Genomic DNA, 12,457 nt, shown 5'->3' with positions numbered 1-12,457 from the left:
ACATAATCGTAATGGGCTTCTTCGCATTCCATATCGTTCGCTCCCTTTTGAACTCCCTCAACTACCAATGGATAACATATTGGCAAATAGGCGATAGGCTCCGACCACACCAGCGGGAAGTTGCCTAAATAAAGAAAGACTGCTATTGATATAGTAACCTTTGCCTTTTTTACTTACAAGCAACAAGCCGTCTTCGTTTCCCTTATCCGAATTTTGAGTACGCACAATCGGTTCAAACTCTTTACCCCAATCTTTTGGAAAAAACAGCCCCCGATCCTGTATCCAGTTGTCAAAATCTTGCTGACCTATTTTATTCGGATAATTCAGAATCCGATGAGTGGGATTCAAAAAGTGAATAGCCGATTTAGCATCGCTAATCCGTTCGCCTGAAACAGACAAAGGATACGGACCGACCTCCGCGACAGAAAGGTCATAGGGGGTATTGTATTGATTGATTAAAACCCCTCCTGCCTGGATATATTCCTGCAACTGTCCATGAAAATCCACCAGGTACGGATCCGTATTATAAATTCGGAAACCCAAAATTACTGCATCAAAAGCCGATAGATCTGTATCTTTCAATGCTGTAGGAGGTATCAATTCTAAATGATTCACCAGCTGTTTTAAGCTTGCTATAAGTTCGTCATTTTTGCCCGATATGTAAGCAATTCGACTAGCCAGACTTGCAACCGAACTATTTAAAACCCGTAACTCTGCTTTAGGATAATACACCACCTCTTCAATATGGGGATAACTGACCGATTTTATATTATTTTGATGGACACCATAGACAGTTTCGATTTCGAAACCAAGCTTTTGTATTCTTTCAGTATGTCCCAATGACGTTAACTGAAAATTGACTTTTTCAGAAGCATTACCGCAAATGACCACAGTCTGTTCTTTGGGAAAAAGTTCCAGTCCTTCCGCTCCGGTTAACCTAACGTTGACAGTCTCCACCGTGGCTACATTGGATTGTATCTCAAGTGAAATAGAACGACTTGTAAAATCTGCCAAAACAACTATCTCTGTTTCAAAAGCTCCGGTAAATGCAGGGGAAATAGTGACGGGTTTATTGTTGGTCAACACAGGTACAGTAACTGCGATGGATAAAGCTGCAAACTGTAACTGCAATTTCACTACGGTCGGATTGTCCTGTTGGGGCAGTACAATATCGCCGGAAGACTGGGGAGAATAACTGCCCCTATCTCCCTCCTCCTTTAACCAAATCGGGAATGAGGGGTTGATCGTATGACTGAGACGTCCAGTAATTTCAATCCGTTCAGTCTGTGATAATTGATAGGATTCATGATACACTGTTTCAAAAAAGGGAACTGTCACACTGTTCAAGATCAAATCAGACTCCTTTGGTATGTTGACTTGCAAAGATAAGTTAACGTTTGCCCCTGGTACCCACCTGTCATCTGTCGAATTTACTTCGAAAGATGCGCCCAGTGAGCGAAGCAAAAGCAACTCCAAATCACCGCGCTTTTCTTGGATGGCACTATTTGCGGGCACCGTATTCATCCAGAGCAAAATTGTCGCTATGGTCAATGAGAATTCACGATTGTTTTCATAAACATGCTTCATCAGCAAACCATCAACAAGTTTCTTAAAAACAGGAATATACTGGTCCGAAGTTTCTGGTGAGGCAAAAAGAGAATCAAGCGCTATTGTATCCACAGGCTCACCCTTCAATAGTTTAAAATATTCAACGGAGGGAGTATGCTGTGTTAAACTAGCCATTGCTTGGGAGCGATGTTTATTGCGGCTTTCGGCAGCTATCTCACCATAATGCACCCCAGAATACCGATTACACACAGGCATGTAAAGCGCAAGATACTCAGGTAAAGGCGTTACATTACCGCCAATATCTTTGACACCACTTTCCCGATAGACGTTCCAAAGAAGATGTTGTGCTTTCCAGACAGACAGCTCCTCTAATTGTTCAGGAAATGCCTCCGGATCTGCAGCAAGGTCATAAGCCCGCTCAGTCAAAATTGCCGAACTCTGATGATGGCCATGCAGATCCGGAATATTCGGTGAAAATCGGGTAATAATGACCTGCGGGCGAAAATATCGGATAGTCCATACCATATCGGCGAGTACCGTTTGCTCATTCCATATAAACATGGTTTCATCCGCAGATTCTACAAAGCCAAAGTCCTTTGCACGCGTAAAAAATTGCCTCGTACCTTCCGTCTCTCTCGCAGATAGCGATTCTTGTACACGGAGTACACCTAACTCACTTCCTTTTTCAGCACCTATAAAATTCTGTCCCCCCTCGCCTCGTGTGAGTGACAAATATGCCGCATCAGCAAGCTGGTCCTGAGCAAAAAATGTTAATAGTTTATTATTCTCATCATCGGGATGGGCACCTACATATAAAATTCGATTGAAAACCTTCAACTTGCTTAACTCACGCATGGTGCTATCGTATTTTTTTTGCGTAGAAATTCCGTTTAAAGACTGTTGTCTGGTTTTTTCTGCGAGAAATTTTAATGCCATATCCATCTATTCTTTTAAGTGCGATGGATCAAATATAGGAATAATTTCATAAAGACTACTAATTCGATAGATATTATTATATTTTCTAAAATAAGTGCAATCAAGTGCTAATTGAGGTCTTGTATCGGCTATTATGCATGTTAAAAATCCCCTTAGCTATCAGCAAAACGGGAGCTTATTTTGTATACTTGGCAATAAAATTACGCAACCTCATAACGGCTGTCCCTGGTATTTAATTTGCCAAACTTCGTTTAATTCCTGTTCCAAAAATTTCTGACACTTTTACATCCCGATAAAGTTAGTAGGCCGATGACAAAAAATGGCTTTTTTAACTCAAAATCCGACGATAGCATTAAAAAGTATTGTCTTATTATGTTAAACTTTTTGAATTAACACTTTTTAACCGATATATACCGTAGCTTAGCACTTTATCAACAATTAGAATCAACCAACAGAATGCCCTTTTTAGATCATGTACTCCAAACCCCCAGCTACGGATGGAAAGACGACAATGGAGACCTTATTAAACCGAGCCCAAAACAAATATTCAGCGAATTTTTCAAAAGATTGAATGTTTTTAAGGACCAACGCAATTGGCTGCCCTTTTTTAGCTGGCTGAAAGTAGCTTGTCTTATTCCATTTTTCTTTGTTTTTCTCTTTGCCCACCTCAGCTGGTGGACGGTTCTGGCAGCTTTTATTTACAGTATGATCATTATGGGTACGCATGGTACCATCTGGCATCACCGGTTTTCCACACATGGTGCCTTTAAATTTAGAAACTCCTTCTGGCGTTTCTTTACGCAAAATCTCACTATAAATGTAATACCCGAAGAAATTTATGTAATTTCTCATCATGTCCACCATGCAAAATCAGATCAACCCGGAGATCCATACAATGCACAGGCAGGATTTCTCTATTGCTTCTTGGCAGATGTAAACCATCAACCCATTGCCAAAGATCTGAACGAAAACTCTTACAACCGTGTTAAACTGCTTATGAAGCACACTGGCGTTACAGCCAATAGCTATGCACAATATCAAAAATGGGGTTCTTATGTTAATCCGACCCATGCGATTCTATCTTGGGTGTTGAACTGGTCATTTTGGTATATTGTATTCTTTTTGATCGGTGGACACGCTCTGGCCTGTTGCTTATTTGGCGCGGCTGGATTCTGGGCCATTGGCGTACGTACTTTTAATTATGAAGGCCATGCCAAAGGTGAAGATAAACAACGGGAAGGAATAGATTTTAATGAAAAGGACAAATCCATCAATCAACTTTGGCCCGGTATCGTAGCCGGTGAGTGGCACAACAACCATCACCTCTATCCCAAAAGCGCACGGAGTGGTTTTAGGCCTTACCAGATCGATCTGGCCTGGTGTTATATCAAGTTGATGCACAAGTTAGGTGCCGTCAGTAGCTATCGCGACGACAAAAAACGGTTCAATGAGCAGTACCACAAGCCTTATATTGATGCCAAAAAATAACATTTAATAAAGAGTAACATTGCTATAAACTATTTCACTGGCATTTAACCCTCACGAATCGACAAGCAAAGTAGCTAAATATTAGCTACTTTGTTTGTCGATCCCAACTCTTTATTTAATAATTCATCCGCACGATATACTATAATTCATGCTATCTTGGTTCTGACAGGTAACGAGCCTTATCTATCATTCTAAGGATTTCCCAATCGCCCAATACCTTCTCTGATATATATTCCTTTCGTTTTACTTAGGCTCATTTACTGAGACCATACGCCCCTTTTTGTAAGATCAAATGTTCCGGCCCCTTTGGATCCAAGTTGGTCATAAAAGACAGTTTTTTTTCTCTGGATACAATTTATCTCCTTTCCAGTTGTCAGAACAAATCCAAACGATGACATCATACATTGTTTTTATAAAAAGCGCTTACTGATAAATGGTTATTCTTAGGTTGCCATACTTCGATTCATATCATTCAGGTATAAACGCAGCAAGTTGCGTATTACTTCGGTCAACTTTAAACATCTTCGATCGGTTCTATATAAAAAAGACATTTATATGAAACCATTCAATAACAAAAAAGTTGGACATCGGGGTATGTTCATCTTTCTTATGACAATTATTCCCAACCCGGACCCAAGGGAACCAAGTCCAGATGTAAGTAAGCTAAATAAAGACATCTTCACAGACGAAGACGATAGCACCGCAGATCCGGACGAACATAATAACAATCCAAATACAGATTTATCAGGTATTAAAGATGATCGCACACATGATCCTGAAGAGGCTCAGGATGAGCAGGAAGACAAAGAAGATGATAAACCTGATTTATCCGGCGACATTAACGTCTAAAAAATACCCATGCATTGAAATTGTAATTATCGAAACTCACTGTTATTATGCCATTTTTAAAGTTTCGATAATCAGTTCGTAAAAATACTTAGCAATAGATTAAATACCTGAATCGCATATAGGGCAAACGAAGCAACCCCTTGGCAGGTCTATTAAGTGTAAATAAATCAAATTTAATATGGAAAATAACATCAATAATCCCGAAATTATCAATGACATTATCAAGATCAATAACGATAGAATCGAAGGCTACAACAAAGCGATCGAACTTGCACACAACCACGGACTGCATGAACTGGAACCAGACTTTAGAAAATACGTCGATCAATCCCAATCATTTATTGCAGATTTGACACCTTACATGGAACTTGAAGGAAAAGAGCCTACAGACGGTACCATGCTCAGCGGTAAACTTTTTAGAGCTTGGATGGGTATAAAAGTGAATGTCACTGGCAATGATAAAAAAAGCCTGCTGGAAAGCTGTGAAAAAGGTGAGGACGCTTTTAAAGCCACTTATAAAAAGGTACTGGAGGAAAACACTGATGAGCTAACGCCCAATGTCAAAAATGTACTGACAATGCAATTAAACAAACAGCTGGAAGCGCATGACAACATAAAAATGTTGCGCGATAATGCTTCGCTATAAATAACTACTGGCTAGGTTAAATTGACATCTGGATTTCTTCACAATCCGAATACCGAAGCCTTCAAGGCTTCGGTATTATTGTTTTACATATACAGGTCACTCCTTGTTCAGGTTTCTGGATTTTAGTTCATCATCAAGCGCTTCGTCATTTTTTTTCCAACGCATAAATGCCCAAGCACCCATGACGAGGAGCAGAAATGTGAAAATAGTAATCCCCTTATTCACGATACCATAAATCAATACACCGGCACAAAATCCAACTAGCACGGCATTGATCAATTTGTTGCTTTTTTGCTGCTTTTTTCTTTCCAATAATTCCTGGTCAGTCAATTCATTTAATTCTCGGTCTTTCATAGTGTCAATGTTTTGATCAGTCTATATGAATCAAATATACACACAAAAAATTATCCGCATATGTCACTACGGGGATATATACTCTTTTTTTTATCAGAAAATGGGATACCCTAAATTCTGTTATGTACTTTAAAAACTTTCTTGGCTTAAGCAAGCCTGGGATCTCATGCATTAATAACGGGAAAATCTCTTTTTAAACCATATTAAAAACCAAACGTGCCAACAAAAAAAGTCTACATAAAATATAATATGTAGACTTTTGGATCTATTCTTTGCCTGCGATTCAGCTGTATGTATATTCCTATAAACGCTGTTCTTAACGCTTTAAAAGGTTATCTTTCTTATTTTAGGCGGACACAAAATGATATCTTAGCTTCCGGCTCCGAGATTTAAATCACCTTCCCTGCCAATATCTTCGGAATTACCAGTTACCGTCGCCTTCAGCATGTTAAAAATATTGACAATCTTATTGGAATTCGAGTCCCAATAATGCGCATCCTGAGGAGTTACACGCACTAGCCTAATATTGGGATCTTCCTTTCCCTTTTTAAACCAGCCTTCCATCATTTTGTTCCAGTAACGATCAATTCTTGCCTGATCCCTGGATAAACTAGCCGTACCATTGACGCTCAAAAAGGTATAATTTTTTGGATCTGCATAAAAGAGCGATACTCTAGGATCATTTTCGATATTTTGATGAGTTTCGCTTTCTGCGGAACAAATATACCATATGTCGCCCGCAGGGTCGACTTCCTGTCTACTCATAGGAACACCATGTGGATATACAGACTCCTTGCCAAAAGAACAAATAGTGCCTACGTCGATCTGATCGATGATTGTTTTCAGTTTATCCAATGCTTCCTGATTGTTCATATTTTTCTCTGCCATAATATGTCGTTTACTATTGAACAACCGCTCCCACCAAATAGTTCGATTAAGTTTGAAACTTGATACAGGTACTTACCCGGTAAAAGATTATATTTCCCGAACAATATTATCGACATCATACATCACCTTTTTTTGCCATCGGAAACAACATATTTAACAGCGAATCCACCGCATATAGTTCATTTCCCTAAATGGATACTTTCGAAGAGTTTATTCCAATATAACTTGTATTATCATCGCGTAGGTATAGGTATGTTCTTCCTGACATAACTACAGAATTATTTTTGCCATTACCGTATCTGAATTACTAATAAAAATAGTAATTTTACATAAATTACTAAAATATTGATCATGATTGGATTTGACGATAAGTTGAGGATCTTAGCTGATGCGGCAAAATATGATGTCAGCTGCAGCTCCAGTGGGGGAAAACGCAAAAATACCAATGGCATCGGTGATGCATCAGCGAGCGGTATCTGTCATACCTATACCGAGGATGGCCGATGTGTCTCCTTGCTGAAGATTTTAATGACCAACTATTGTATCTACGATTGTTCATTTTGTGTGAGCAGACGTAGCAATGATGTCCAACGAGCTGCATTTTCAGTTAAGGAAGTCGTCGACCTGACGATGAATTTCTATCGTCGTAATTATATCGAAGGCCTGTTTTTAAGTTCCGGTATTTTTAAATCCGCAGACTATACGATGGAAAGATTGATGCTCGTGGTAAAAAAACTTCGCACCGAAGAGAGATTTAATGGCTATATTCACTTAAAAGCTATTCCCGGAGCCAGCGAGTCCTTATTGAAGCAGGCCGGCCTATATGTTGACAGGATGAGTGTCAATCTGGAAATCCCTACGGAGGAGGGCTTAAAGCTTGTTGCTCCGGAAAAAGACCATCAATCCGTCCGTGAGCCTTTGGCGATTGTCAAAAATGAAATCCTTAACATTCAACAGCATAAAAAGATTGTTAAAAAACTTCCGTTGTTTGTCCCCGCGGGCCAAAGTACACAGATGGTCATTGGAGCTACCCCAGAGACAGACCTACAGATTATGCGGACCGCTGATGAATTTTACAAAGATTATAAACTTAAGCGCGTTTATTATTCAGGTTACATACCCATAAACGCCACGGATAGTATGCTTCCACAAATCGGCACCACACCGCCTCTTGTGCGTGAAAATAGACTTTATCAAACAGACTGGTTATTGCGGTTCTACGGATTCTCCCTTCATGAAATCCTAAATACCAAACATCAACAGCTTGAACTGGATATAGACCCCAAGCTCGCTTGGGCCTTACGTAATCCCCAGTTCTTTCCGATCGATATCAATACGGCCGATTACAGCTCAATTATTCGAATTCCCGGAATTGGCAGACAGTCCGCAAACAAAATCGTGCAGGCGCGTCAATACGGAAAATTAAAGGAATACCAGTTGCGTAAGCTAGGAATTGCGTTTAACAGAGCCAAATACTTTATGATTTGCGTAGATACCGTTATAAGTACCGGATTTCATTACCCGGAACAGATTCGAAAAACTCTTATTGGACACCAGACCAGCACCAAATCCAATAGTAGTCAAACGCAGTTAACATTATTTTGATGAACTATATTTTCGATGGAAGTTATTATGGCTATCTATGTTGTGTTTTCGAAGCTTTTGAACGAAAAGAATTTGACGCTATTCCAACCACTTCACAGCAGCTGGAAATCAATATCTTTTCACAGAAACGACAAATCCATTCAGATGAACTTAAAGCCTTACGTATCCTGACCGCAATGAATAAGATAATTGGACTGCAAAATGCCAAGATCTTTTATCACAATTTTCTAAGCGATAGTCCCTCCGAATGGATCAACGGCTTTCGGCTGATGGTAGAACTTTTCAAATCCGGAAAAATAGATATACAGAATTACGGACGGCCAGATCTGCTGCGTCTACATCAGATGGTCAAGAAAGTGAGCCGGGAGAGACACCGGATGCAGGCCTTTATACGATTTGTCAAATCCGACAATGGCTTGTATACAGCTATTGTGGAACCTGATTTTAATGTCATCCCATTGGTAATTAACTTTTTTAAGAATCGCTTTACTGACCAACAGTGGCTGATCTATGATATACGGCGAAATTACGGGTTTTATTATGATTGCCGACGTGTAGAGGAAGTATCTAGCTGTGGTGAAAATGAAGTTCATCCCCCCCACAGTTTGGAAATAGATCTAGACCCCAAGGAAAAAGAATTCCAGCATCTTTGGAAAACCTATTTTAAAAGCACTACGATCGAATCTCGAAAAAATTTAAAACTTCACCTGAGACATGTTCCCAAGCGATATTGGAAATACTTGACCGAAAAACAATAGGCAATCATCGGCGCAGGGCCATTAAATAAAACGTTCATTCGAGGTCCTGCTCCGATCCCCCTTTTTTCGATTATTTAGAGCCGCCGAATAATTTAGTAATGATCCATATAATAATTGCTACGACGACTACAACCAGCAATATACCCGACCAGACACCTGCCTTAAATATACCTTCAATGGCAGCGCAGCTGGAAACAAGGATTAATAAACTCGACATTAAAGCAAAAGGAATTATTTTTTTCATAAGATTATATATTTTACTCATTTAACTAATCATAAGACAATATATAATCTGAAATTGTTTCAAAAAACAAACTGCTCCTATATTATTTTATAAAAGCCCTGATTTCTATTATTACAATTCTAGTTAGTACCAATGAGCAAGATAGCATCAAAGGAAAAGGTCCGATTGATAACAATCTAGCCTTTAACTATACAATAATCAACTTTTATTTTTTTATCCGGCTTAAATATCTTGCAGACTACATTCCAATTCAGCCAAATATTTCTATTATCCAATAAATTGCCGATATTAAATAGCACATTATCGACATTTACTTGCAATATCTTGCAGCAATTTCTGAACTAATTATTTATTATTGTACGGAATAACTCACCTAGCTCATTATGATAAACAGGGAAAAGAATAGACTAGATTTTACATTGTTAAACATCGGATATGCTGTGCACGATGCAGACTGGAATTTTAAAAATATCAAAAGTCCTTTTGCCAGGATACACTATGTCTGCGAAGGAGAGGCACAGATTATTCTACAGAACGAAGTGATTAAAATGCTCCCTGGGCATCTATACCTGACACCGGCCCATGTCCATCATAGCTATGAATGCATTGGTAAATTCTCGTTATACTATATTCATATTTATGAAAACCCTAATATTACCTCAAGTATTTTTGACCATTATATTTTCCCTAAGGTTATCAAGGCCGATCAACTGTTGCAGGAGCTCATCATCCGTCTTCATCAGATCAATCCTGGAAGTGCTTTGTCTATTTATGACCCTCAGCGTTATGAAAACTCAACCGAATTAATGAGAAGCATTGCCTTACAGGTAGCATCCCCATTTGCTCGTGAAGCCGAAAGCCACGCAATTATACAGTTACTGATGAGCCGGTTCTTAGCCGCCGCAAGCGATAAAATACCTCAGGTCGAAAAGCGCCTCAATCGAGTATTGAACTATATCGACGAGCATATCCACCAGTCCATTTCCATTGACCAACTTGCCGATCTGATCTTTCTTTCCAAAGATCATCTTATCCGGCTTTTTAAAAAACACATGAATGACACCCCTGTAAGCTATATGAACCGAAAAAAAATAGAAAAAGCCCAGTTAATGATGCTGGTTGATGATAGCAGCATTCAGGAGCTGAGCTTTAGGTTGGGGTTTGAAAATATATCTTACTTCAATAGACTATTCAAAAAAGTGACCGGAGAGACACCGACAAGTTACAAACGCAGCGTGGCAACATTAACAAATGAGCCATCTACCCCTGATTAGATTATGCCGGAAACGGCCAATTCATCCCAAAATTCCATTGGAATCACCCGATTCACCATCGCCACATTGTCTTTCACTTTTTCCGCTCTACTCGTGTTCAATGCGACTGCTTTGACACCATCAATTCCGAAACCATAAGCAAAACAAGCTTCAGCGGGTTTAACCTCAAATTTTTCACAAATTCCCCAAAATTGCTCTCTCCATTTATATAATGTTTCACCTTCCACACTTTCCCTATTCACCAACTGATAATTGTAGTAATCACTACCGACTAAAAATCCGCCATTAAATACCGCCGAATTGATCACAGCAATATTTGCGGCCGCTAATTTGGCAATAAACTCCAATAATTCTGCCGGATGATCGTGTAATGTTAAACTATTGGCGATCATCACCCAATCCAATTCAACATCCTGAACAATGCGCTGAATAACTTTCCAACTTTTGGACCCGACTCCAACAGCGAGAACCTTGCCTTGATCTTTCAATTCATTCAGCGCACGGTAAGCTTCCAAAATATCCTGATAGCGCTGGTTCTCATCGGCTTGATCCGAGGCCTTTGCCAGATATTCATCAGGATCATGTACCGAGACTAATTGTGCTGGATAATCTCCCAACAATTGATTTCCCTGATAAAAACACGATAAGATCCCAGCGTAACTAATGCGCTGTTCAGCATCATAACGAAGCCCTTTCCATACCCCGGGCTCAAAGGTAGGTTCTTCCGTTTCCAAAGGAATACGATACCAGCCGAGTTTGTTGCTGATCAACACCGTTGACGGATCAACATTCAATTGCTTGAGTCCTGCACCTATGGTTTCCAACGATAGGCCCGCGCCATATTTACCTGCCGTATCGAAAACAGCCATGCCTTCGGCATGCTGAACACAAGCTCGGATAATTGCTAATTTGTCTGCAAAAGACATTTCTTTATACAAATTGCCCAAACTACTTGTACCATAAATAACTTTTGGAAGCCATGCAAAAGTCGTTTTCCCGATCGCTTTAGACATCATTAATTCTCTTTTTAAGAGACAATTTTACGGAGAATAGTACAATATATTTTATGCTATATCGACTTAAAGTATGCACATATCGACATCATGAAAATACAGCCTCCGATGACGTCATCGTCATTTTTGCTTTCGTCAACACTAAGACACCATTCGTCAAAGATTTTTCCGTACTGGTCCGAACATTTGTTTTTTTGCGCATATCAAAACAATAAAAATGAACAGAAAAACAATTTTATCATGCGTTATACTCTTCGCAATGATGTTAAGCAAAATGGTATTCGCACAGGAACAACCCCGCATTCAGATTGGTATCAAAGGTGGAAGTAGCCTGAACAAACTCAATACGGAACTGGCGGATCTGGACGACAAATACGCCTTGGGCCTTCATCTAGGTGGTATGGCACGTGTCAACTTCGGTAGTGCCTATATTCAAGGGGAGGCCCTCTTCAGCAAACGGAAAGCCGCTCTTAAACCACAAGGACAGACCGAAACCAAACTCAAATGGAATGCGATCGATATTCCCGTGATGGTCGGCTATAAATTCATTCAACAGCAGGATATGAACTTACGAGTATTTGCGGGTGCGGTATACAATTACACCTTGAATGATAACCTATCTCCGCTTAAAGCTATTAAAGAAGGTGTCAAACATTTCGATAAGTCCAATATCCAATTTACAGGCGGCCTTGGGGTCGATATCCAAAAGTTCAGTATCGATTTTCGTTACGAACGCGGATTTTCTGACCTTAGCAATTCATTTAAATCCAAGCCACAGGCATTTTCCATTGGGGTAGGTTATTTCTTATTCTAACGAAACCTTTAAACATTAG

Annotated in this window: 12 protein-coding genes; 7 read left to right on the top strand and 5 right to left on the bottom strand. The window is 39.6% G+C overall.

Going from position 1 to position 12,457, the window contains the following annotated elements; genetic code table 11:
• Positions 1-57: 57 nt before the first annotated feature.
• Positions 58-2,505: a PIG-L family deacetylase gene (locus tag G6053_RS08665; protein ID WP_165306197.1), complete on the bottom strand. Its 2,448-nt coding sequence runs from the start codon at positions 2,503-2,505 to the stop codon at positions 58-60.
• Positions 2,506-2,961: 456 nt separating this feature from the next.
• On the opposite strand from G6053_RS08665, the gene G6053_RS08660 reads away from it, so the two are divergent.
• The 3 genes from G6053_RS08660 to G6053_RS08650 all read left to right on the top strand — a co-directional run bounded on the left by G6053_RS08660 (position 2,962) and on the right by G6053_RS08650 (position 5,488).
• A complete protein-coding gene (locus G6053_RS08660; RefSeq protein ID WP_108632464.1) occupies positions 2,962-3,993 on the top strand; it encodes a fatty acid desaturase in 1,032 nt (343 codons plus the stop codon).
• 555 nt (positions 3,994-4,548) lie between these two features.
• A complete protein-coding gene (locus G6053_RS08655) occupies positions 4,549-4,842 on the top strand; it encodes a hypothetical protein (protein ID WP_165306196.1) in 294 nt (97 codons plus the stop codon).
• Between the two features lie 178 nt (positions 4,843-5,020).
• Positions 5,021-5,488 (top strand): PA2169 family four-helix-bundle protein, encoded by a 468-nt coding sequence (locus tag G6053_RS08650; RefSeq protein WP_165306195.1) that lies wholly within the window; start codon positions 5,021-5,023, stop codon positions 5,486-5,488.
• A 96-nt stretch (positions 5,489-5,584) separates the two neighbouring features.
• On the opposite strand, the gene G6053_RS08645 is transcribed toward G6053_RS08650, so the two are convergent.
• Together G6053_RS08645 and G6053_RS08640 are read right to left on the bottom strand one after the other, a co-directional pair.
• The gene (locus G6053_RS08645) at positions 5,585-5,842 is read right to left on the bottom strand and encodes an FUSC family protein (protein WP_108632467.1); all 258 of its coding nucleotides are present in this window, start codon (positions 5,840-5,842) and stop codon (positions 5,585-5,587) included.
• 369 nt (positions 5,843-6,211) lie between these two features.
• A complete protein-coding gene (locus tag G6053_RS08640) occupies positions 6,212-6,730 on the bottom strand; it encodes a pyridoxamine 5'-phosphate oxidase family protein (protein ID WP_108632468.1) in 519 nt (172 codons plus the stop codon).
• Positions 6,731-7,081: 351 nt separating this feature from the next.
• Between G6053_RS08640 and G6053_RS08635 the strand changes: the two genes are divergently transcribed.
• A complete protein-coding gene (locus G6053_RS08635; protein WP_165306194.1) occupies positions 7,082-8,335 on the top strand; it encodes a putative DNA modification/repair radical SAM protein in 1,254 nt (417 codons plus the stop codon).
• Positions 8,335-9,093, top strand: a complete 759-nt coding sequence (locus tag G6053_RS08630) for a TIGR03915 family putative DNA repair protein (RefSeq protein WP_108632470.1) — start codon at positions 8,335-8,337, stop codon at positions 9,091-9,093. Before G6053_RS08635 ends, G6053_RS08630 begins: the two co-directional genes overlap by 1 nt.
• 70 nt (positions 9,094-9,163) lie before the next feature.
• On the opposite strand, the gene G6053_RS08625 is transcribed toward G6053_RS08630, so the two are convergent.
• Positions 9,164-9,337 carry a hypothetical protein gene (locus G6053_RS08625; protein ID WP_165306193.1) on the bottom strand — a complete coding sequence of 58 codons (174 nt, stop codon included), beginning with the start codon at positions 9,335-9,337 and terminating at the stop codon, positions 9,164-9,166.
• 383 nt (positions 9,338-9,720) lie between these two features.
• On the opposite strand from G6053_RS08625, the gene G6053_RS08620 reads away from it, so the two are divergent.
• A complete protein-coding gene (locus G6053_RS08620; RefSeq protein WP_108632471.1) occupies positions 9,721-10,611 on the top strand; it encodes an AraC family transcriptional regulator in 891 nt (296 codons plus the stop codon).
• Here the strand turns inward: G6053_RS08620 and G6053_RS08615 are convergent.
• The gene (locus G6053_RS08615) at positions 10,608-11,627 is read right to left on the bottom strand and encodes an aldo/keto reductase (protein WP_241254956.1); all 1,020 of its coding nucleotides are present in this window, start codon (positions 11,625-11,627) and stop codon (positions 10,608-10,610) included. The genes G6053_RS08620 and G6053_RS08615 overlap by 4 nt on opposite strands.
• A gap of 256 nt (positions 11,628-11,883) precedes the next feature.
• Here G6053_RS08615 and G6053_RS08610 point away from each other — a divergent pair, with 256 nt between their 5' ends.
• Complete coding sequence (locus tag G6053_RS08610; RefSeq protein WP_206531899.1) at positions 11,884-12,438, top strand: porin family protein; 555 nt, start codon at positions 11,884-11,886, stop codon at positions 12,436-12,438.
• Positions 12,439-12,457 lie beyond the last annotated feature (19 nt).

Origin of the sequence: Sphingobacterium sp. DR205, assembly GCF_011064245.1 — a bacterium.
GTDB classification, from domain to species: domain Bacteria; phylum Bacteroidota; class Bacteroidia; order Sphingobacteriales; family Sphingobacteriaceae; genus Sphingobacterium; species Sphingobacterium athyrii.
The sequence above is the reverse complement of the archived record's forward strand: the minus strand, read 5'-3'. Positions and strand labels throughout refer to the sequence as shown.